Below are 21,562 nucleotides of genomic sequence, written 5' to 3'. Positions count from 1 at the left end.
AAATAGTACAATAAACATCAAAGAGCAATTTTGCTTTTGGACGATACTAAAAATGAGGAGTAATTTATGAACGTATTATTTGTATCCCTGGGATGCGACAAGAATCTGGTGGATTCGGAAGTGATGCTGGGGCTGCTTGCTAAAAATGGATATGTCCTTACAGATGATGAGACACAGGCCGATATTATTGTAGTGAATACCTGTTGTTTTATCAATGATGCAAAGGAAGAGAGCATCCAGACGATTCTGGAGATGGCAGAGCACAGGAAAAATGGTAAATGCAAGGCATTGGTTGTGACAGGATGTCTGGCACAGCGGTACAAAAAAGAAATTGTGGATGAAATAGAAGAGGTTGATGCCGTACTTGGCACCACAACGTACGATGAAATCATTAAAGCGGTACAGACGGCGCTGAATGGGCAGCAGCTGTTAGAGTTCCATGATATTGATGCCCTTCCGGCAAAATCAGCAGGACGTGTATTAACTACTGGCGGACATTATGCCCATTTAAAAATAGCCGAAGGCTGTAATAAGCATTGTACTTACTGTATTATCCCGAAGATCCGTGGAAATTATAGAAGTGTTCCTATGGAACAGCTTATTGAAGAAGCAAAAGACCTGGCAGAACAGGGTGTTAAGGAATTGATTCTGGTTGCGCAGGAGACTACGCTCTATGGAAAGGATCTTTATGGGAAAAAGAGCCTTCATGTCTTATTAAAAGAGTTATGTAAAATTTCAGGAATCCGGTGGATTCGTATTCTCTATTGTTATCCGGAAGAAATTTATGATGAACTGATACAGGTTATGAAAGAAGAGAAGAAGGTATGCCATTATCTGGATCTTCCCATTCAGCATGCCAGTGATGATATTCTGAGGAAGATGGGAAGAAGAACGAATAAACAGCAGCTTAAGGCTATTGTGTCTAAACTGCGCAGTGAGATTCCGGATATTGCGCTTCGGACAACCTTGATTACGGGGTTTCCAGGAGAGACTCAGGAACAGCACGAAGAACTGATGGAATTTGCAGATGAGATGGAATTTGAGCGACTTGGGGTGTTCACCTATTCTCCTGAGGAGGATACTCCGGCAGCAGAGATGGATGGACAGATTGAAGAAGAGATCAAAGAAGACAGAAGAGATGAGCTGATGGAACTTCAGCAGGACATCGCTTTTGATAAAGCACAGCAGATGGTTGGACGCAGTGTAATTGCTATGGTGGAAGGTAAAGTAGCAGATGAAAATGCTTATGTAGCCCGTACTTATGCAGATGCACCTAATATAGACGGATATTTGTTTATTAATACAGGTGAGACACTTATGTCAGGGGACTTTGTCAGGGTAAAAATTACAGGTGCGCTGGAATATGATTTGATTGGAGAGATTGAAGATGAATTTGCCGAATAGTTTGACCATATTAAGAGTTATTTTAATCCCTTTTTTTGTGATTTTTATGAAATCTGATCTGGGTGGCGCAGGAAAATATATAGCGCTTGCTATTTATATTATCGCCAGCCTCACGGATAGCCTGGATGGATATCTGGCAAGAAAAAACCATCAGGTAACGAACTTTGGTAAATTTATGGACCCTCTTGCAGATAAGCTCCTGGTGTGCTCTGCAATGATATGCCTGGTTCAGATGAACCGTCTTGCCGACTGGATTGTTATAATTATTATCAGCCGTGAATTTATTATCAGCGGCTTCCGTCTGGTGGCATCGGATAATGGAATTGTAATTGCTGCTAGCTGGTGGGGAAAATCCAAAACCATTGCGCAGATGATCATGACAATTTTATTAATTGCAGACCTGGGAGGATTTTTTAATACATTAGAAAATTTATTCGTTTTATTGGCACTGGTTCTGACCATTATATCATTAATTGATTATATTGCGAAGAACATCAACGTATTAAGCATGCAAAAGTAAGATTACTTTGGAGGATGAAAAATGGTAGTAGAACTGATTTCCGTTGGGACGGAGATATTACTTGGGAACATTGTAAATACAAATGCGGCCTTTCTGGCAGAAAAATGTGCGCTGCTGGGATTATCTATGTATCATCAGACGGTAGTGGGAGACAATGAGGAACGTCTTGCAGATACCATTCAGACAGCGATGAACCGCTCTGACGTGGTTATCTTAAGCGGTGGACTTGGCCCTACACAGGATGATCTGACAAAAGAGGTTGCAGCGAAAGTCCTGGACATGAAACTGGTAGAAGATAAACACAGTAAAGAACGGATACAGGAATATTTCAAGAACAGTCAGTTTAAGATCATAACCGACAATAACTGGAAACAGGCATTAATACCGGAAGGTGCAATTGTCATCGATAATAAAAACGGCACAGCACCGGGGCTTATTCTGGAAAAAGAAGGTAAATCCGTAATCCTGCTTCCTGGCCCGCCAAATGAAATGATTCCGATGTTTAACCACGATATATTCCCATACTTAAATAAACTGCAGCCGGAAATTATATGTTCTACGATGGTGAAGCTCTGCGGCTTAGGTGAAAGCTTTGTAGAGACAGAAATTGCAGACCTGATTGAAAAACAAACCAATCCTACCATTGCTACTTATGCTAAGACCGGAGAGGTGCATCTGCGTATCACAGCTAAGGCAGCCGATGAAAAAGAAGCAAAGAAATTAATTAAGCCTGTGGTAAAAGAGCTGCGCAGCCGTTTTGGCAACCATATTTATACTACAGAAGAACAGGATACTCTGGAAGAAACCATTATCCGTCTTCTGAAAGAAAAGGAACTGACCCTGACAACTGCTGAATCCTGTACAGGAGGACTTCTGGCTGCAAGGCTGACAAATGTACCGGGAGTATCGGATGTATTCAAGCAGGGGCTTGTAACCTACTGCAACCGTGCGAAGCGCAAGCTTTTGGAAGTAAAGAAAAATACGCTGAAAGAAAACGGTGCAGTGAGCGAAAAAACGGCGAAGGAAATGGCGAAAAACGGCGCATTCATTACCGGGGCAGATGTCTGTGTTTCTATCACAGGTATTGCAGGGCCTGGAGGGGCGACGGATGATAAGCCGGTTGGACTGGTCTATATTGCCTGCTCATATAATAACCAGGTGACGGTAAGAGAGTTCCATTTTAAGGGAGAGCGTAATAAGGTAAGAGAAAGTTCGGTGGTAAATGCCCTGATCCTGTTACGGGAATGCATTATTGCAGATACAGAGAAATCAGCAAAGAAAGATTGATGTTGTATTTGTTGGATTTGTGTTTTTTTATGCAGGGTTTTATTGACTTGTTAGGACGAATAGCGTATAATAAACGTATAAAAAAGTCCTGCGTCTATGTGGAAGCGTAGGTGCAGGACTTTTGACTTTGCAAATCGGATACATAAAGGAGAAGTGAACGTGAAGAATTTTTATGATGGTGAAATAGAAAAGAGTTCCAGAATTCCGAAATTGATCGAAGACCTGTACGATCATATGCCGGTTATCGAGGCAGATCGTGCTGTCATTTTAACAGAGAGTTATAAAGAGACAGAAGGAGAGGCAGTGATTCTGAGGAGAGGAAAGGCATTCGCAAAGATCTGTCATGAACTTCCGATTACGATTCGTCCGGAAGAACTGATTGTGGGAAGTAACACAAAGACAGCCCGTGGATGTCAGGTATTCCCGGAATATTCCTTTTCCTGGCTGGAAGACGAATTTGATACGGTAGAACATAGAAGTGCAGATCCTTTCTATATTTCAGAAGATACAAAAGAAAAACTTCATGAAGTTTATTCATACTGGAAAGGAAAAACCACCAGTGAACTTGCAACTTCTTATATGACTGAAGAAACGCTGCTGGCAATGAGGCATAATATCTTTACGCCCGGCAATTATTTTTATAATGGTATCGGACATTTTACAGTAAAATATGAAGAAGTATTGACAATTGGTTATGAAGGCATTATTGCCAATGCAAAAGACGAATTAAAAAAATGCAAAGTAACGGATGGTGATTACCAGACTCGTTCTGCTTTTCTGGAATCTGTTATTATCAGTTGTACCGCTGCAATTCATTATGCCCAGCGTTATGCGCTCCTGGCGTTGGAAGAAGCTGCGGTATGTCAGGATAACCGCAGAAAATTAGAGTTATTGGAAATTGCCAGAATCTGTGCAAAGGTACCGGGTAAACCGGCGGAATCATTTTATGAGGCTTGTCAGTCATTCTGGTTTGTACAGATGCTGCTGCAGACAGAATCCTCGGGCCATTCCATTTCTCCGGGACGATTTGACCAGTATATGTATCCATATTATGAAGCGGATATGAAAGCTGGCAAGTTAACAAGAGAATCAGCACAGGAACTGATCGACTGCATCTGGGTTAAATTAAATGACCTGAATAAATGCAGGGATGCGGCAAGTGCGGAAGGTTTCGCGGGCTACAGTCTGTTCCAGAACCTGATTGTAGGCGGTCAGGACGAGGAAGGGAATGACGTAACCAATGAATTATCCTTTATGTGCATTGAGGCATCTATGCATGTATTTTTACCGGCACCGTCTCTTTCGGTTCGTGTCTGGAATAAGACGCCGGATGAACTGATGATTAAGGCGGCCAAACTTACCAGAACAGGTATCGGTCTTCCGGCTTATTACAATGATGAAGTTATCATACCGGCAATGGTCAGCAGGGGAGTAGCCCTTGCTGATGCCCGTACGTATAATATTATCGGCTGTGTGGAGCCCCAGGCTCACGGCAAAACCGATGGTTGGCATGACGCTGCATTTTTCAATATGTGCAGGCCCCTGGAGCTTGTGTTTACCGCCGGCATGGAAGACGGCGAACAAGTGGGACTGAAAACCAAAGACATCAGCGATATGCACAGTTTTGAGGAATTCTATGATGCCTATAAACAGCAGATGGAATACTTTATTGAATTAATGGTCAATGCGGATAATTCCATAGACGTGGCACATGCCCAGAGATGTCCGCTTCCTTATCAGTCAAGTATGATTGATGACTGTATTAAAAAAGGAAAGTCTTTACAGGAAGGCGGGGCAGTATACAACTTTACAGGTCCACAGGGCTTTGGAATCGCAAATGTTACGGATGCATTGTATGCAGTGAAAAAATTGGTATTTGAAGATAAAAAACTTACGCTGGCTGAATACAGGCAGGCTTTGGATGACAATTTTGGAAAAGGGCTGAGCCAGTCCAGAGTAGAAGCATTAACGATACAAATTGCAAAAGAACTGCAAAATGCCGGTCAGAAAGTCGGTGCTTCTGAAATCCGTGTAATCGCAGAAACTGTTAGACAGACTGGAACAGAACCTGCTAAAAAGCAGAAATATGACGCACTTTTATCCATGATCGATGAACTTCCAAAGTATGGTAATGATATCGAGAGCATCGATCTTTTTGCAAGAGATGTAGCTTATACCTATACGAAACCTCTTGAAAAATATAGAAATCCCCGTGGAGGGCAATATCAGGGCGGATTATATCCTGTTTCGGCAAATGTACCGCTCGGTGCCCAGACAGGCGCTACACCGGACGGAAGGCTTGCTCAGACACCAATTGCGGATGGAGTGGGTCCGGTAGCAGGAAAAGATATCAGCGGTCCTACGGCAACAGCCAATTCAGTTGCACGCCTGGATCATTTTATAGCATCCAACGGGACTTTGTTTAATCAGAAATTTCATCCTTCTGCACTGAGCGGTATGGCTGGACTTCAGAAATTCACTTCACTGATCCGGGCATTTTTTGATCAGAAGGGAATGCATATGCAGTTTAATGTAGTAAGCCGCGAGACTCTGCTGGACGCACAGGCACATCCTGAAAATTATAAAAACCTGGTGGTAAGGGTTGCAGGTTACAGTGCCTTGTTCACAACGCTGTCCAGAGCGCTTCAGGATGACATTATTAACAGAACGATGCAGGGATTTTAATATGGAAAAAGAATTTTTAAAACAGACAGGCCGTATTTTTGATATTCAGAAATTTTCTATCCATGACGGACCAGGAATACGGACAATTGTATTCCTAAAGGGATGTGCCCTACGCTGTAAGTGGTGCTGTAATCCGGAATCCCAGAGTTTCCAGATACAGACTATGATACAAAACGGCAAAGAGAAAGTAACAGGCAGGGATGTTACCGTAGAAGAGGTAATGGAAGAGGTCTTAAAAGACACTTATCATTATAAACGTTCCCAGGGAGGACTAACGCTGTCCGGAGGAGAGTCGCTGCTTCAGCCTGATTTTGCTTCAGCCCTTTTTCAGGCAGCTCAGTATTACGGAATGAATACAGCGCTTGAATCAACCGGATTTGCTGAATTTGAGACGATTAAAGAAAAAATACTGCCATACCTGGATTTGTTTTTATTGGATATTAAACATATAAACAGTGCCAAACACAAGCTGTTTACCGGACAGCCCAATGAATTAATCCTTGAAAATGCCAGAAAAATCGCTGCCGAAGGTCAGAAAATGATTATCCGTGTTCCGGTAATCCCTACGTTTAACGATACTTCGGAGGAAATTCTGGGGATTGCCCAGTTTGCCAGAACCCTGCCGGGAATTGAACAGCTTCACCTGCTGCCATATCATAGGCTGGGACAGGATAAATATGAGGGACTGGATCGTGATTATACTTTAAAACATATAGTACCTCCTGATAATGAGCATATGGAGACTCTGGCACAGGTTGCCAGAACTACAGGATTATATGTACAAATCGGTGGATGAGAGAAGATAAACCACCAACACCAAATTAGAATTGACACTGCATAAGCCGGAAGCGGGAGGGAAACTTTATATTCCCTGCCCGCTTCTTTATGTTTCTATTTATCACCAAGACCGTAAAGCCTCCGTTTCCCGATAATCACAAAGCTTATGTCCCTGATAATGTGTTAATGCATCATCTTCATCATATTACGTAATTTTTCTATATTCTGGATTTCTTCTTTTGGTTTTCCCTGTTTCATGACTTCGATTATTAGATCTACTTCTTCAGGAGCAAAACTATTTCCCTGAGACTTTGTCCGTGATGCGGCCGCTAACAGAAATGGCAGCAGCTCTTTCGGCGATTTTCCGGAAGACTGATCTGCAAGTGCCATGAACATCTCCAATTTTGACTTATCAATATCTTTGAGTGCCGGGTTATTCATCCAATCATTACTATTCATAAAATCCTCACTTTCCTTCTGAATCAAACATTGTGTTATAGGTTTCAAACATCGATTGCTGCTCCGGAGAGAGCATGTTCATGACAAAATCCATAGGATTCTGACTTTGTCCTTCTCCGTCACCACCATTATCGCTCTGACTGAACATTTCTTTATAGGTTTCGAAAAGTTCCATGGTATTCAGGAGATTCAGGCATGTATCCAGCATTTCTCTTTGGGAACTGCTACAATATTTTCGCATGTCATTTAGCATATCTTTTGGAGAAAATGAAGTATTCTCCATCGAACACGCTTTCATAGGAGAATCGGAATCTTCATAAAATGTAAGGATGTTTCCCAGTTCCATGACCTTAATATATAACGCCAGAAATTTTTGATTCTTGAATTCTACATATGGTATGATGGCTTTTAACATCTGGAGTTGGTTTCCATTTGCGATCTGGTCGATGGCTGTTAAAGGCGGTGCAGCATATTCTTCCATATTTTCCTGCCAATGTGTTTTGAAAAAATATATGTGTAAAACCAGGGAAGTATGACAGATGGGGGCAAATTCTCATATATTATATGTATAGTTCATTAAGGAGGATACAAAATGTCGCGTCATATTGTTATAGATGGTAATGCATTTTACGAAGTAGATGATGAATGTATGAAAGGAAGAAAGGAAGAGGTGTTTAATAAAGTAAAGAAAGAAAAGGTTACGGCGGAAAAGAAAACAAACAAAGAAGATTCTGAAAAATAGTCCACTAATGATAACGGAGGTTTTAAGTATTGGAAAGTGTAAAATCTTGAAGCCTCCAGGATTTTTCTGTTTCGATTGCTGCAATATAAATAGAAAAAAGCCCCCATAAAGGGGGCTCTTGTGGAAATTAGCAAAGAGATCCACATCCGCCACAGCAGAGCAGTAATAAGATGATTAAGATACAGGAGTTGTCGCCGCATCCGCCGCCACAACCGTTGCCGCATCCGCCACAACCGCCGCCGAATCCACCGTTTCCGCCACAGCAGAACAGAAGGATAATGATCCACAGGCAAGAACCGCCGCCGAATCCGCCGCCACATCCGTTGTTGCATCCACAATTTCTTTCTTCACATCCACATCCACAATTTGTTGCTGCTAAATCACTCATTTATCTTCCTCCGATAATTTTGATTACACTTCATGATATGTCTGGAGGCTTGTTTGGGTTACAATATTTAAAAAATTTTTTTTATTTATCTTAGAATCTCAAAAATTCGGTATACATTCAGGGTGCCGTATCCCCATTCACGATTGGGATAGAGCAGGTTTTCCGAGCGTTCGGCACCACGGATCAGAAAATTTTTAACTTCCCGGGTACTGAGGACATGAGGTGTATATCTGGTCAGCCCCCAGTTGATCAACAGGGCAACCGACCCTGCAGCCAGTGCCGCGGCAAGGCTGGAACCTGTTCTTGGCATATAGCGTCCCGATCCGTCAGGTCCATATACATTGACGCCTGGAGCGGCAATATCCGGCTTAATGGCTCCTGTGCGGGTATACCCGCGGCTGGAATTGATAAAGAGACTCTTATCATAGGCATTATAAGTACTGACGGTAATCACAGACTCCGCTGGGGAAGGGGATGTCAGCGTGGTATCCGGATTTGGAGTTAAAAATACAGTTCCCGGTGGGATAAGCCCTGTAATTGGCAGCCACATATGGAAGATACCGTTTATGAAAATATTATTAATGACACTGATATTCCAAAGACCCGGTGTGGGGTTTTCAAATCGTATCAGTATTAATTGGCTGCCCGTTGTGAATTCTACAATTTCATAATCAATGTAGATGACTGTTTTCTCTAAGACCAGGCGTTCTACCGTACTTTGCCCCAGTCTGGCAGGCACGGCGGGTATGGTTTCCCCCAAAGGCGAGGTGACAGATACGGAATAAAGCTCCGGAGCCTGGGCCCAAATTTCCAGAGAGAACCCCTTGGTATCCTTATCCACCAGAATTTCTGCTGACTGGTATTCGTTTTCAGCAGCAATTTTACCGTAGAAATGATGTCCCATTCCGGCTTCATTACCTGCAGCTACCACACAGTAAATGCCGGTGTAGTTGGAATAGTAGGACACGAAGCTGTCCAGGAAGGACGCACCGGAATGGTCTCCCTGATTGCTGCCAAGTCCAATGCAGATTACAAGGGGCAGGTTGTTGTCAATTGCAAGATTATAAAGATAGTATACCGCCGTCATGATGTCGGATTCCTGAAATGCCAGCGCATCTTCAGCAACAAAGAAGAAATCCTTCAAATACTTCTTGGCAGGTTTTAATTTTACAACAGCAATGTCACTCATTGGGGCTGCTCCTACAAAATCCTGTTCCGGATCTTCACTCCCGGCGGCGACACCGGCTACAAAGGTACCATGTCCGTTTTCATCCGTTTCAGGAACGATGCTTAGGGGATTATCGGAAGCAAGTGCGGTGTTTAGATCATCTCTGGTATATATTTTTCCATAGAATAGCTCATCCGGCGGATCATCCGTTCGCTCTGTCTGATCCCAGATGCCGAGAATCCGGCTGGAACCATCAGATTTTCGGAAGGCATCCAATGTATAGTCGATTCCGGTATCGATAAAACCCAGCAGAATATTTTCACCCTTCAGATTCAAAATAGGCTGATTCTGTGTCCTTAAAATTCCGGAAACCTCCAGACTGGTGGTATCCAAAGTGGTATACAATTTCGGGATCGTGGTGTATCCTACAGTAGAGAGGATACTGCTGGGAAATAATGTCTTGTCTACGTGTAAAATTGCATAGCCCCCGCCCACGGTCTGAGACCCCAGTAAAGGAAAGTCCCTGGAAAGATTTTCTTCTGCCCCCTGATAGGAAACGACAAGATCATAAAAGTCGTTTGAGTATATTTTGTTTTGTAATTCGTTTTTGGGCATATGACCTCCAATTCTAATGTTTTTTAATAAGATATGGGAAAATAGTGATTCCTATGTTATACTAATAATATTGTGCATGGTTTAATATTTATACTGAAACAGAAAAGAGGTAGAACAAATGAGACCGGATTTATTTTCAATCGGACCAATCACCATTCACGGCTATGGTTTAATGATAGGTATTGGATTTTTAGCTGCGATACTGATCGGAATGAAACGGGCAGAGAAACACGGATTAGATAAGGATATCGTTTTTAATATGGGTTTGCTCTGCATTGTGGGCGGTATGCTGGGTGCTAAAATTTTATTTATTATTACAGAATGGAATAACATTATTCATTCCAGGAACCTGTGGTCAGACCTGGCTTACGGATTTGTTGTATATGGAGGCATTATCGGAGGAATTCTTATTCTTTATGTATACAGCAGGTTTAAAAAGCTGAACTTTTTACAATATATGGACCTGATTGTTCCGTCCGTTTCCATAGGTCAGGGATTTGGAAGAATCGGCTGTCTGCTGGCGGGCTGCTGTTATGGACGGGAGACAGATTGTCCTATTGGAATTGTATTTCATAACTCTGAATTTGCGCCAAACGGAGTTTCTCTGCTTCCAACCCAGATTTTTTCCAGCCTGGGAGATTTTGCGATTGCGGGATTTTTAATCTGGTATGCCGGAAAGCAAAAGAAAGATGGTAAAGTTATCAGTATGTATCTGATTCTCTATGGTGTGGGCAGATTTATTGTAGAAATCTTCCGAAATGATCCAAGAGGTAATGTAGGGATGCTGTCAACATCACAGTTTATTTCCATCTTTATGGTAGCATTCGGAGTAGGAATGATGTATTTTGTAACACATCGAAAAAAGAAAGAACAGTAGCCACCTTTTTATTTTTACGTATACTGGTAAAAAAGGGTTAGAGCGAAATGAATCGTGCCAGATTGTCAGTAAATGTAGAAAATGTTCATCGCAAAGGCATTTTAGGCCAGGGAATTGGTGTGGCGGTATTAGATACGGGGGCATATCCGCACCCGGATTTCAGAGATAGAATTTGTAGTTTTCGTGATTTCGTGGGAGGAAGAGCGTCGATGTATGACGATTGTTCCCATGGAACCCACGTTATTGGGATTGTCGCCGGGAATGGAAAAATGTCCGGTGGCAGATACAGGGGTATTGCACCTGCATGCCACGTAATGTCATTAAAGGTATTGGACCGCAAAGGCGGCGGAAATAGAAAAGATGTATTAAATGGAATTGACTGGGTAATCCAAAATAAAGAGTTATATAATATTCGAGTATTAAACATTTCCGTGGGAACAGAGCGGGAAGGGGATGACGCGGATTTTAAACTGGTTGACAGCGTGGAGCGGGCATGGGATGCCGGGCTGGTGGTGGTAGTTGCAGCCGGGAATATGGGTCCGGATCCAATGTCTATTACGGCACCCGGAAACAGTAAAAAAGTTATTACGGTGGGCTCTTCAGATGATTTTATGAAGGTGGGAAGCTATAACAATGAAAAACTGTATTATTCGGGCAGAGGCCCTACAAAAGAGTGCGTCTGTAAGCCGGATGTTGTAGCTCCCGGTTCCAGAATCATATCCTGTAACAGCATTAATGTGAGTAGTAAAGGCTACTATTGCACAAAAAGCGGAACTTCCATGGCGACGCCTATCGTTTCCGGAGCAGTAGCGCTTCTTTTATCCAGGTCTCCTGGCATGACAAATGTAGAAGTGAAAATGAAGCTGAAAGAGACCTGTGATGATATAGGACGCCCACGCTACCAACAGGGCTGGGGGCAGATTAACATTGAGACGTTACTGAAATAATTTTTTAATAGTGTAAAAAAAGAGGGTGGCTGCGGCATTGTAAATGCTGTGGCCGTCTTTTTGTATATGTTTAGAGAAGATATTCCCCAAATTACATACCTTTATAGTTTTGCCCCGACTTCCATGAATGTCGCTTGAATCGTAATAATCAGTATGTTAAAATTAAAAATATGAATTGATAACAGAAGGGAACATTTGAAATTGCAAATGTGCAGGTAATGGATATGGCAAAGTATATTATGGCATTGGATGCTGGGACTACAAGCAACCGCTGCATATTATTTAATGAAAAAGGTGAGGTATGCAGTGTTGCCCAAAAGGAGTTTACACAGTATTTTCCAAAGCCGGGATGGGTTGAACATGATGCCGATGAAATATGGTCTTCCCAACTTGGCGTTGCCGTGGAGGCAATGTCCAAAATTGGAGCAGTTGCCGCAGATATTGCTGCGATTGGTATTACGAATCAAAGGGAGACAGCAATTGTCTGGGACAAGAAAACAGGATCGCCTGTTTATCATGCAATCGTGTGGCAATGCAGGAGAACTTCGGAATACTGTGATACATTAAAAGAAAAAGGTCTGACAGAAGTTTACCGGAAAAAGACAGGCCTGATTATTGATGCTTATTTTTCGGCAACGAAAATCAAATGGATTCTGGACAATGTGGAAGGGGCCAGGGAAAGAGCAGGTAAAGGGGAACTTCTATTTGGAACGGTAGAGACATGGCTTATATGGAAGCTTACGAAAGGCAGAATTCATGTGACGGATTATTCCAATGCGTCCAGGACCATGCTCTTTAATATTAAAGATCTGAAATGGGATGAGGAGATTCTGGAAGAACTTCAGATCCCGGTAAATATGCTTCCGAATCCAGTACCTTCAAGCTGTGTATACGGAATGGCAGATGCATCTTATTTTGGAGGAGAAATACCAATTGCGGGAGCGGCGGGAGATCAGCAGGCAGCACTGTTTGGGCAGACCTGTTTTACGGCTGGAGAAGCCAAAAATACATATGGAACGGGTTGCTTTATGCTGATGAATACTGGGGAAACCCCTGTTTTTTCCAGCAATGGTTTAGTTACTACCATAGCGTGGGGATTAAACGGTACGGTCAATTATGCGCTGGAAGGATCCATTTTCGTGGCAGGAGCAGCAATACAATGGCTGCGGGATGAACTGCACCTCATAGACTCTGCTTCGGATTCCGAATATATGGCGGGAAAAGTGAAGGATACCAATGGCTGTTATGTAGTGCCGGCTTTTACCGGACTTGGTGCACCATATTGGGATCAATATGCCAGGGGCAGTATTGTGGGAATCACCAGAGGTGTCAACAAATACCATATCATTCGGGCAACCCTGGAATCTCTGGCCTATCAGGTAAACGATGTCTTAAAAGCCATGGAAGCTGACTCTGGCATAGAGGTAAGAGCGCTGAAAGTGGATGGAGGGGCAAGTGCAAATAATTTTTTGATGCAGTTCCAGTCAGATATCATAGGAGCGCCCGTACATCGCCCGGACTGTGTAGAGACAACGGCGATGGGAGCAGCATATTTGGCAGGACTTGCAGTAGAATATTGGAATAACAAAGAATCCGTTATCCAAAACTGGCAGGTTGACCGTGTCTTCAAACCGGCAATGGCGGAAAAGGAGCGGCTTAAGAAGATTAAAGGATGGGACAAGGCCGTGAAGTATGCGTTTGGATGGGCGAAGGAAGAGTAGGTTGAGGTACTGGTACTAGTATTGTAGCTGATTAAGACGCTTTGTAAATGATAGGTAGTGTACAGAAAGATGGGTGTGGGAAACTGGCATGGGCTCCGTCAGCTGGCCGCAGAACTGGTATTTTCTAACCTTTTCGAAGCGTTTTTTGGCGGCACGCGGGCATTCACCGAGAAATCCTGATGCATTTCTCGGTTCAGTACCCGCTTAGTATCCGATGGGAGCCAGTCGAATACTATCCGCCAAAAAGCACTTCGAAAAGGTAAGTAAATACTCAGCTCTGCTCTACGCTTCCTCCGCCCATGCCAGTTTCCCACACCCATCTTTCTGAGATAGCATTCGTTGATACAAAGCTGGTTTTCTCACCTACTTCTGCCGCCTGCTTCCTTACCCAGCTTATAACAGCAAAGTGTTGATTCTACAAAAAATTCCCATTTCCCTATTGACAATACGTGTATGATTGTATACAATGATACAAAATAAACCCTTAGGAGAGATTGAATCATGGATAATCGACGCGTTAAAATGGATTCCCACACAAACTTGCTGCAGTTAGAAGAGCATATGTATCATTTAGTTGACGTAGAAACGCCAAATGTTTTCCGTAACCTGTTTCCTTATGATGAAGTACCGAAGATTGCCTTCAATGACCGTATTGTGCCGCACCATATGCCGGAAGAGATCTGGATTACAGATACTACGTTTCGTGATGGGCAGCAGTCCCGCGCACCTTATACCACAGAACAGATTGTGACATTATTTGATTATTTTCATAAACTGGGCGGACCAAACGGTAAGATTCGTCAATCCGAATTTTTCTTATACAGCAAAAAGGACAGGGACGCTGTCTATAAATGTATGGAACGAGGCTATAAATTTCCGGAAGTCACCAGCTGGATCCGTGCCAGTAAAAAGGATTTTGAATTAGTTAAAGATTTGGGGATGAAGGAAACCGGAATTCTGGTAAGCTGCTCGGATTACCATATCTTCTACAAGATGAAGATGACAAGAAAGCAGGCAATGGAACATTATCTCAGTGTAATTAAGGAATGTCTGGAGACCGGTGTCAGTCCAAGATGCCATCTGGAAGATATCACACGTGCAGATATTTATGGATATGTAATTCCATTCTGCGTAGAATTGATGAAATTGATGGAAGAATACCAGATTCCAATTAAAGTGCGCTGTTGTGATACCATGGGGTATGGCGTAAACTATGCCGGTGCTGTAATTCCCAGGTCTGTACAGGGAATTATTTATGGTATTATGACACATGCAGGTGTGCCTTCTGAGCTAATTGAGTGGCATGGGCACAATGATTTTTATAAAGCAGTCAGCAATTCCACAACTGCATGGCTTTACGGAGCGGCAGGCGTAAACTGTTCCCTTTTTGGAATCGGAGAACGTACGGGAAATACTCCGATTGAGGCGATGGTATTTGAATATGCACAGCTTCGGGGTACACTGGATGGTATGGATACAACTGTTATTACGGAAATGGCAGATTATTACCAGAGAGAGATCGGGTATCACATCCCTTCCAGAACACCATTTGTAGGGCAGAATTTTAATGTGACGAGAGCAGGTATCCACGCTGATGGTTTATTGAAAAATGAAGAAATCTATAATATTTTTGATACAGAAAAGTTCCTGAACCGTCCGGTACTGGTTGCTGTTTCCAATACGTCCGGTCTGGCTGGAATTGCACATTGGATTAATACATACTATCGCCTGCCGGAAGAAAAGCGCCTGTCAAAGGATGCGCCACTTGTTGAAATGGTGAAAAATTGGGTGGATAAAGAGTATGAAGATGGTCGTGTAACAGTAATTACTGATAATGAACTGATAAAAGTCATTGATGACTGTTGCAAAAAATTGAATTATGTTTTAGTATAGTAGGCAGGGCAGGAGGAATCATTTTGAGTAATCATGAAATGCTTAAAGAAGTAAATGATAAATATTCGCTTCGTGGAAGGGTGTTCCATACCATACGGGAAGATATTTTAAATGGCAGATACCGCCAGGAAGAAGAATTGCGGGAAACTGCTATCGGTGCAGAATTAGGTGTAAGCCGGACTCCGGTGCGGGAAGCCTTAAGACAGCTGGAGCTGGAAGGTCTGGTAAAGATCGTTCCAAATAAAGGTGCTTATGTGACCGGAATTACCCCCGCAGACGTCAAGGATATTTATATGATCCGTGCAAGGCTGGAAGGATTATGTGCCAGAATGGCTGCAGAGTCCATCACTCCAAAAGAGCTGGAGCATTTGGAAGAAATCATAATGTTAGCGGAATTCCATGAGAAACAGAAGCATTATGAGCAATTATTTTCGTTAGACAGCAAGTTTCATGAAACTTTATATGAAGCCTGTCAGAGTAAAATGCTGGAACATTTGTTGTCGGATTTCCACCATTATGTACAAAGGGCCCGTAAGCTGGCGCTGAAGCATCAGGAAAGGGCAGAAAAGTCGACTTATGAACACCGACAGATATTAGAAGCAATCCGTGAACGAAATCCGGATAAGGCAGATGAACTGGCTACGCTGCATATTATGAATACGATACATAATATGAATCATTACAAGATAGAAAACATTTTAGATGAAAATGGAGGACAAGCATGAGCAAAATTCAGATGAAGACACCGTTGGTAGAGATGGATGGAGATGAAATGACAAGGATTCTTTGGCAGATGATCAAAGATGAATTACTGAATCCTTTTATTGAACTCAATACTGAATACTATGATTTAGGACTGGAACACCGCAATGAGACAGATGACAAGGTGACATTTGACAGTGCATATGCAACCAAGAAATACGGTGTAGCAGTGAAATGTGCGACCATTACGCCAAATGCTGCCAGAATGCCGGAATACAATTTAAAAGAAATGTGGAAAAGCCCTAATGGCACTATCCGTGCGATCTTAGACGGAACGGTATTTCGTACTCCGATTATCGTAAAAGGAATTGAGCCATGCGTGAAAAATTGGAAAAAGCCAATCACAATTGCCAGACATGCATACGGAGATGTATATAAAGCTACAGAAATGAAAATTCCGGGAGCAGGTAAGGCAGAGCTTGTCTATACAGATACAGACGGTAATGAATCCAGAGAGCTGATTCATGATTTTACAGGAGCAGGAATCCTTCAGGGTATGCATAATGTAAATGATTCCATTGAAAGCTTTGCTAAAAGCTGTTTTAACTATGCACTTGATACCAGGCAGGATCTTTGGTTTGCTACAAAAGACACCATTTCTAAAAAATATGACCATACATTCAAAGACATATTCCAGGAGATCTTTGATGCAGAGTATGCCAAAAAGTTTGAAGAAGCAGGCATTACTTATTTCTACACACTGATTGATGATGCGGTTGCCCGTGTTATGAAATCAGAAGGCGGTTACATCTGGGCTTGTAAAAATTATGATGGAGATGTAATGAGTGATATGGTTTCTTCTGCGTTTGGTTCTCTTGCTATGATGACCTCTGTATTAGTATCTCCGGAAGGCTTCTTTGAGTACGAAGCTGCCCACGGTACCGTACAGAGACATTATTACAAACACTTAAAGGGCGAAGAAACTTCCACAAATTCCGTTGCAACCATTTTTGCATGGACCGGTGCACTTCGTAAACGCGGTGAACTGGATGATAATAAAGAATTAATGGAGTTTGCTGACAAACTGGAAAAAGCTACGGTAAAGACCATCGAAGATGGCAAAATGACAAAAGACTTAGCGCTGATTACCAGTACTCCAAACCCGGTTGTATTAAACAGCGAAGATTTCATTAAAGCAGTACGTGCTGAACTGGAGATTTAAATAAAAAATATTTATGCAGGGCATATCAGAATCAGATTGGTTTTGATATGCTTTTTGAGTATCTAAGCAGCAGTTCTTTAGATGCCAATTTATCCTGACGATGATAAAATTGAGTTATATTGTTCGAATAGGGGGAAGGATATTAATGAATGATGTACTTGAAAATAAACTTAAAAGAGTAATTTTGGATATTAAAGTTTTACATATATTAATGGAAAGACCATATTATGAAGATGAATTATTACAGGAAGTTAAAAATGATTCTAGAATTTTTGCTTCGTTAAAGGAAGGAATGTTCTATGCAAGGTTATGTGGATTACATGATCAGGAGTACATATTCTGTCAATTAGAATTTAATAAAAGTAAATCCAGATTATTAAAAATGTATAGTATTACGGAAACGGGTAAATTACAGTTAAATAAATGTAAGAAAATGTGGGAATTTGTTACGGAAGAAATGTCTGTGATTCTGGATAGGGAGGCATAGAATGGATGAAAAACAATACATAAAAAGTATACTCTTATATACAAGGTGTGGTTTTAAGAAAAAGAAAGAGTTATATAATATTCTGTCAGATATAGTAGTAGAGAAAAAAGAAAATGGCATGAATATGAAAGAGATTATGACATCCATAGGAACACCGGAGGAAGTTGCTTGTGAATTAAATGTTTACTTATTGGAAAAAAAACAATGTATGGATCAAAAGATTTTAAAGATTTATAAGACCTGTAAATATTTAAGCTATGCTGCCATTATTGGATTTTGTATAATTGTTGGATATATTTTTATAAAGCAAAACAGTATATTGCGTTTTCTTACAGAACAAAATTCATCAACTTTTGTGGCGGGTTCATCTATCATTAACATACAGGTATTTGTCCTGATATTACTTGCAATATTAATTGCTATTCTTTTTTGTGTTAAATATGTTATTAAAAGAAAGTATATGTGGGAAATTTAATGATCATTAGTATAAGTATCGGAAAGGCATAACTGAATTTGTTGAATTTTGATATGCCTTTTTTGGAGGTGAAAAATGGCAGTTTACAAAGAAATTACCTGTGCATCAGCTTGTAATAAATTAAAACGCAAAATTCCCTATGGCTGGGATTTGAATATTTATCGTGGCTGCGAACATGAATGCAGATATTGCTATGCCATGTATTCCAATGAGTATCTGGGCTCAGGAGATTATTTTGAAGAAATATATGTCAAAACTAATATTGCAGAGCAGTTGGAAAAGGAACTGAGTTCTCCCAACTGGAAAAGGGAAGTTGTAAATATCGGAGGGGTTACAGACAGCTATCAGCCTGCAGAAAGTATCTATAAACAGATGCCGGATATCCTTAAATTAATGATCAGATATAAAACGCCCTGCATTATTTCTACAAAATCTGATCTGATCCTGCGCGACTATGATTTAATTGCTGAACTGGCAGGGATCACATATGTAAATGTAGCGGCAACTATCACTTGTATGGATGAAGGAATACGGAAAAAAATAGAACCAAACGGGGCAGAATCCGTAAAGCGGTTTCAGATGCTGAAGGAGTTTTCCAAAACCAATGCATCTACAGGACTTCATTTTATGCCGATTATTCCTTATTTGACAGACAGCCGCCAAAATGTGGATGCTCTTTACCAGCTGGCAAAAGAGAGTGAAGTGGGGTATGTATTACCCGGAACGCTATATCTTAGGGGAAAGACGCGGAATGTATTTTTTGACTTTATTTCTAAAAAATATCCCAATTTGTATGAGCCGCTGAAAATGCTGTATCAAACAGGGGGAGCACCAAAGACATATAAAAACCAACTTTATCAGATGGTAAATGAATTAAAAGAAAAATACGGTTTATCCGGCAGTTATTCTAAATTAATGAAAGAGAAGATGAACCAGCCCCAGTATACACAACTCTCATTATTCGATCTGTAGAGTGGAAATATACTGGCTTGTTTGATTGAGCGGCAGCAGACTGGAATAACCTGTTACGATAAAAACCCCATACTATAATCGTCTGTGCAGACACACAGGTATATTATGGTATGGGGTTTTTGATTTATCATTTCCACGCAGGCTATTCAGCCAGTTCCGCCCAGGCTTCATAAAGTGTTTCCAGTTCTTCCTGAACAGCGGCTTTTTCTGTGTTTAAGGATAGACATTTTTCAACGTCGGTATAAATCTCTTCTTTTGTCAGCAGTTCATCAATTTCGCCATCTCTGGTTTCCAGTTGGTGGATGCGGTCTTCCGTCTTTTTTAAGTCATTCTGACGTTTGCGGATACGTGCCTGTTCTTCTTTTTGCTGTTTCCAATCCAGTTTTGCGTGGTTGTCATCTTCCGATGTACCCTCAGCAGTAGCAGTGGAAGCTGCAGCATAAATCCGGGTCAGCTCATCTTTCTTTTCCAGATAATAATCGTAATTGCCGATATAGTTAACTAAAGTATTGCCGGTAAGATCCATGATACGAGTTGCCGTCTGGTTGATAAAATAACGGTCATGGGATACATAAAGGACAGTACCGGTATATTGATTCAGTGCATTTTCTAGAATTTCTTTCGAAACAATGTCCAAATGGTTGGTAGGCTCATCCAGGATGATGAAATTAGCTTTGGAGAGCATAAGTTTAGCCAGGGAAACACGTCCTCTTTCTCCACCGCTTAAATCCTTGATTCGTTTAAACACATCATCTCCGGTAAATAGAAATGCTGCAAGGATATTACGGATTTCTGTGTTGGTAAGGTTGGGATAAGCATCGGAGAGTTCTTCAAATAAAGTTTTCTCCATGTGTAAAACATGGTGCTCCTGATCGTAATATCCGATGTGGACTTTACTTCCCAGTGTAAACTTTCCGGCATCTGCCTGAATAACACCGTTGATAATCTTTAAGATCGTTGTTTTTCCGGTACCGTTATTACCGATAATTGCAACTTTTTCTCCCCGCTTGATTTCAAAATCCAGATCCTGAAATAAGGTATTTCCATCAAAAGATTTTTTGAGTCCTTCCACGGTCAGTACATCATTTCCGCTCAGAATTTTTGGTTCCAGCGTTATGTGTATTTCAGAGGTCTGTGTTACCGGTTTGTCCAGAACTTCAATCTTATCCAACATTTTTTCACGGCTTTCCGCCCGGCGGATAGATTTTTCCCGGTTAAAGGATTTTAGTTTGGTGATAACTTCCTGCTGATGTTTGATTTCCTGCTGCTGATTTAGGTATGCTTTTAACTTTGCATCCCGGATCATCGCCCGTTTTTGCGCATAATCCGTGTAATTCCCCAGGTAGGTGGTAACCTCACCATTGTCAATTTCTACTACTTTCGTTACCACACGGTTTAAGAAATAGCGGTCATGCGCTACGATGATTACGGCACCGTTGTAGTTCAGAAGATAGGTTTCCAGCCATGCAATGGAGTTCATATCCAGGTGGTTTGTAGGCTCATCCAGGAGAATAATGTCCGGATTGGAAAGAAGCAGTTTACCAAGAGCCACACGGGTTTTCTGGCCGCCTGAGAGTGTATTGATGGGTTTGTCAAATTCGTCTTCGGTAAAGCCAAGACCCTTTAAAACCCCTACGATTTCACTTTTATAGGCATAGCCGTTTTTGTGTTCAAATTCCATTGTTAGCCGGTTATAGGTTTCCAGGATTTCGGTAAGTCTGGCACCTTCCAGGATCTTCATTTCCTGTTCCATGGTTCGGATCCGCTGTTCCAGTTCGATTACATCCCGTTTTACTTCCAAAAGTTCTTCATAAATCGTATTTTCATTTGTAACAGACTGATGCTGTGCCAGGTAGCCGATGGATTTTCCGCGGGTGATTATCACTTCACCGGAATCCGCAGGCATTTCCTGCATGATAATTTTCAGGAGGGTAGATTTACCGGCTCCGTTAATTCCCACGATTGCTGTTTTTTCACGATCTTCTATATGGAAGGAAGCATTCTTAATAATTTCGGTTGTTCCAAATGCTTTGCTTATGTTCTGACATGCAAGTATCATAAGTAATTCACCCAATCTTTCTCATATTTATCAGAAACTATTATAATAGATAATCCGGGTTTTGCAAATAGATTTCTTCAAAAATACTGGACTTTATGCATGATTTGCGATAATATAGGGATATTGTTACGTTTATGGATATACAAGAGGAGGAAATTGGTA

General features: G+C 41.5%; 21 protein-coding genes. 16 read left to right on the top strand and 5 right to left on the bottom strand.

The annotated features are described in order from the left end of the window. Positions 1 to 66: 66 nt before the first annotated feature. The 5 genes from rimO (at position 67) to QR40_RS22335 (ending at position 6,692) form a co-directional block, all read left to right on the top strand. Positions 67 to 1,404, top strand: coding sequence for a 30S ribosomal protein S12 methylthiotransferase RimO (rimO, locus tag QR40_RS22355; RefSeq protein WP_027293892.1), 1,338 nt, complete (start codon positions 67 to 69; stop codon positions 1,402 to 1,404). Next, a complete protein-coding gene (gene pgsA / locus QR40_RS22350; RefSeq protein ID WP_027293893.1) occupies positions 1,388 to 1,924 on the top strand; it encodes a CDP-diacylglycerol--glycerol-3-phosphate 3-phosphatidyltransferase in 537 nt (178 codons plus the stop codon). The genes rimO and pgsA overlap by 17 nt, the downstream gene beginning before the upstream one ends. A gap of 21 nt (positions 1,925 to 1,945) precedes the next feature. Next, positions 1,946 to 3,211, top strand: coding sequence for a competence/damage-inducible protein A (locus QR40_RS22345; protein ID WP_044296800.1), 1,266 nt, complete (start codon positions 1,946 to 1,948; stop codon positions 3,209 to 3,211). A 159-nt stretch (positions 3,212 to 3,370) separates the two neighbouring features. Next, entirely contained in the window at positions 3,371 to 5,896 is a 2,526-nt protein-coding gene (locus QR40_RS22340) for a glycyl radical protein (protein WP_027293895.1), read from the top strand. A gap of 1 nt (position 5,897) precedes the next feature. Further along, positions 5,898 to 6,692 carry a glycyl-radical enzyme activating protein gene (locus tag QR40_RS22335; protein ID WP_044296799.1) on the top strand — a complete coding sequence of 265 codons (795 nt, stop codon included), beginning with the start codon at positions 5,898 to 5,900 and terminating at the stop codon, positions 6,690 to 6,692. A 164-nt stretch (positions 6,693 to 6,856) separates the two neighbouring features. On the opposite strand, the gene QR40_RS22330 is transcribed toward QR40_RS22335, so the two are convergent. Both QR40_RS22330 and QR40_RS22325 read right to left on the bottom strand, forming a co-directional pair. Continuing rightward, positions 6,857 to 7,132 carry a hypothetical protein gene (locus QR40_RS22330; RefSeq protein ID WP_027293897.1) on the bottom strand — a complete coding sequence of 92 codons (276 nt, stop codon included), beginning with the start codon at positions 7,130 to 7,132 and terminating at the stop codon, positions 6,857 to 6,859. 7 nt (positions 7,133 to 7,139) lie between these two features. Then, a complete protein-coding gene (locus QR40_RS22325) occupies positions 7,140 to 7,613 on the bottom strand; it encodes a hypothetical protein (RefSeq protein WP_027293898.1) in 474 nt (157 codons plus the stop codon). 111 nt (positions 7,614 to 7,724) lie between these two features. Between QR40_RS22325 and QR40_RS32105 the strand changes: the two genes are divergently transcribed. Continuing rightward, a complete protein-coding gene (locus tag QR40_RS32105; protein ID WP_176731078.1) occupies positions 7,725 to 7,874 on the top strand; it encodes a hypothetical protein in 150 nt (49 codons plus the stop codon). Between the two features lie 127 nt (positions 7,875 to 8,001). Here the strand turns inward: QR40_RS32105 and QR40_RS22320 are convergent, their stop codons facing one another. Both QR40_RS22320 and QR40_RS22315 read right to left on the bottom strand, forming a co-directional pair. Then, positions 8,002 to 8,262 (bottom strand): hypothetical protein, encoded by a 261-nt coding sequence (locus QR40_RS22320; protein ID WP_081820235.1) that lies wholly within the window; start codon positions 8,260 to 8,262, stop codon positions 8,002 to 8,004. An 85-nt stretch (positions 8,263 to 8,347) separates the two neighbouring features. Next, positions 8,348 to 10,045, bottom strand: a complete 1,698-nt coding sequence (locus QR40_RS22315; protein ID WP_027293900.1) for a S8 family peptidase — start codon at positions 10,043 to 10,045, stop codon at positions 8,348 to 8,350. Positions 10,046 to 10,163: 118 nt separating this feature from the next. On the opposite strand from QR40_RS22315, the gene QR40_RS22310 reads away from it, so the two are divergent. The 10 genes from QR40_RS22310 to QR40_RS22270 all read left to right on the top strand — a co-directional run bounded on the left by QR40_RS22310 (position 10,164) and on the right by QR40_RS22270 (position 19,341). After that, entirely contained in the window at positions 10,164 to 10,922 is a 759-nt protein-coding gene (locus QR40_RS22310) for a prolipoprotein diacylglyceryl transferase (RefSeq protein ID WP_027293901.1), read from the top strand. Between the two features lie 47 nt (positions 10,923 to 10,969). Beyond that, the gene (locus QR40_RS22305) at positions 10,970 to 11,869 is read left to right on the top strand and encodes a S8 family peptidase (protein ID WP_044296795.1); all 900 of its coding nucleotides are present in this window, start codon (positions 10,970 to 10,972) and stop codon (positions 11,867 to 11,869) included. 224 nt (positions 11,870 to 12,093) lie between these two features. Next, positions 12,094 to 13,590: a glycerol kinase GlpK gene (glpK, locus tag QR40_RS22300; RefSeq protein ID WP_044296794.1), complete on the top strand. Its 1,497-nt coding sequence runs from the start codon at positions 12,094 to 12,096 to the stop codon at positions 13,588 to 13,590. 57 nt (positions 13,591 to 13,647) lie between these two features. Then, positions 13,648 to 13,770: a hypothetical protein gene (locus QR40_RS32670; protein WP_276325456.1), complete on the top strand. Its 123-nt coding sequence runs from the start codon at positions 13,648 to 13,650 to the stop codon at positions 13,768 to 13,770. Positions 13,771 to 14,091: 321 nt separating this feature from the next. Next, positions 14,092 to 15,483 carry a beta/alpha barrel domain-containing protein gene (locus tag QR40_RS22295; RefSeq protein ID WP_044296793.1) on the top strand — a complete coding sequence of 464 codons (1,392 nt, stop codon included), beginning with the start codon at positions 14,092 to 14,094 and terminating at the stop codon, positions 15,481 to 15,483. A gap of 23 nt (positions 15,484 to 15,506) precedes the next feature. After that, positions 15,507 to 16,208, top strand: a complete 702-nt coding sequence (locus tag QR40_RS22290; RefSeq protein ID WP_027293906.1) for a GntR family transcriptional regulator — start codon at positions 15,507 to 15,509, stop codon at positions 16,206 to 16,208. Then, entirely contained in the window at positions 16,205 to 17,407 is a 1,203-nt protein-coding gene (locus QR40_RS22285; protein WP_027293907.1) for an NADP-dependent isocitrate dehydrogenase, read from the top strand. Before QR40_RS22290 ends, QR40_RS22285 begins: the two co-directional genes overlap by 4 nt. 145 nt (positions 17,408 to 17,552) lie before the next feature. Beyond that, positions 17,553 to 17,894 carry a PadR family transcriptional regulator gene (locus tag QR40_RS22280; RefSeq protein ID WP_044296792.1) on the top strand — a complete coding sequence of 114 codons (342 nt, stop codon included), beginning with the start codon at positions 17,553 to 17,555 and terminating at the stop codon, positions 17,892 to 17,894. A 1-nt stretch (position 17,895) separates the two neighbouring features. Continuing rightward, the gene (locus tag QR40_RS22275; protein WP_044296790.1) at positions 17,896 to 18,369 is read left to right on the top strand and encodes a hypothetical protein; all 474 of its coding nucleotides are present in this window, start codon (positions 17,896 to 17,898) and stop codon (positions 18,367 to 18,369) included. Positions 18,370 to 18,444: 75 nt separating this feature from the next. Next, positions 18,445 to 19,341, top strand: a complete 897-nt coding sequence (locus QR40_RS22270) for an SPL family radical SAM protein (RefSeq protein WP_044296789.1) — start codon at positions 18,445 to 18,447, stop codon at positions 19,339 to 19,341. A 142-nt stretch (positions 19,342 to 19,483) separates the two neighbouring features. Here the strand turns inward: QR40_RS22270 and abc-f are convergent, their stop codons facing one another. After that, complete coding sequence (gene abc-f, locus QR40_RS22265) at positions 19,484 to 21,400, bottom strand: ribosomal protection-like ABC-F family protein (RefSeq protein WP_027293909.1); 1,917 nt, start codon at positions 21,398 to 21,400, stop codon at positions 19,484 to 19,486. Between the last annotated feature and the right edge of the window lie 162 nt (positions 21,401 to 21,562).

The organism is Robinsoniella peoriensis (genome assembly GCF_000797495.1).
Classification (GTDB): Bacteria; Bacillota; Clostridia; order Lachnospirales; family Lachnospiraceae; genus Robinsoniella; species Robinsoniella peoriensis.
Note: the sequence above shows the minus strand (reverse complement) of the source record. Positions and strands in the feature narration are given on the sequence as shown.

Excerpts from the sequence above, each read along its gene's own strand:
- rimO (WP_027293892.1), top strand. The coding sequence starts at position 67 with ATGAACGTATTATTTGTATCCCTGGGATGCGACAAGAATCTGGTGGAT.
- pgsA (WP_027293893.1), top strand. The coding sequence starts at position 1,388 with ATGAATTTGCCGAATAGTTTGACCATATTAAGAGTTATTTTAATCCCT.
- QR40_RS22345 (WP_044296800.1), top strand. The coding sequence starts at position 1,946 with ATGGTAGTAGAACTGATTTCCGTTGGGACGGAGATATTACTTGGGAAC.
- QR40_RS22335 (WP_044296799.1), top strand. The coding sequence starts at position 5,898 with ATGGAAAAAGAATTTTTAAAACAGACAGGCCGTATTTTTGATATTCAG.
- QR40_RS22330 (WP_027293897.1), bottom strand. The coding sequence starts at position 7,132 with ATGAATAGTAATGATTGGATGAATAACCCGGCACTCAAAGATATTGAT.
- QR40_RS22325 (WP_027293898.1), bottom strand. The coding sequence starts at position 7,613 with ATGGAAGAATATGCTGCACCGCCTTTAACAGCCATCGACCAGATCGCA.
- QR40_RS32105 (WP_176731078.1), top strand. The coding sequence starts at position 7,725 with ATGTCGCGTCATATTGTTATAGATGGTAATGCATTTTACGAAGTAGAT.
- QR40_RS22320 (WP_081820235.1), bottom strand. The coding sequence starts at position 8,262 with ATGAGTGATTTAGCAGCAACAAATTGTGGATGTGGATGTGAAGAAAGA.
- QR40_RS22315 (WP_027293900.1), bottom strand. The coding sequence starts at position 10,045 with ATGCCCAAAAACGAATTACAAAACAAAATATACTCAAACGACTTTTAT.
- QR40_RS22310 (WP_027293901.1), top strand. The coding sequence starts at position 10,164 with ATGAGACCGGATTTATTTTCAATCGGACCAATCACCATTCACGGCTAT.
- QR40_RS22305 (WP_044296795.1), top strand. The coding sequence starts at position 10,970 with ATGAATCGTGCCAGATTGTCAGTAAATGTAGAAAATGTTCATCGCAAA.
- glpK (WP_044296794.1), top strand. The coding sequence starts at position 12,094 with ATGGCAAAGTATATTATGGCATTGGATGCTGGGACTACAAGCAACCGC.
- QR40_RS22295 (WP_044296793.1), top strand. The coding sequence starts at position 14,092 with ATGGATAATCGACGCGTTAAAATGGATTCCCACACAAACTTGCTGCAG.
- QR40_RS22285 (WP_027293907.1), top strand. The coding sequence starts at position 16,205 with ATGAGCAAAATTCAGATGAAGACACCGTTGGTAGAGATGGATGGAGAT.
- QR40_RS22280 (WP_044296792.1), top strand. The coding sequence starts at position 17,553 with ATGAATGATGTACTTGAAAATAAACTTAAAAGAGTAATTTTGGATATT.
- QR40_RS22275 (WP_044296790.1), top strand. The coding sequence starts at position 17,896 with ATGGATGAAAAACAATACATAAAAAGTATACTCTTATATACAAGGTGT.
- QR40_RS22270 (WP_044296789.1), top strand. The coding sequence starts at position 18,445 with ATGGCAGTTTACAAAGAAATTACCTGTGCATCAGCTTGTAATAAATTA.
- abc-f (WP_027293909.1), bottom strand. The coding sequence starts at position 21,400 with ATGATACTTGCATGTCAGAACATAAGCAAAGCATTTGGAACAACCGAA.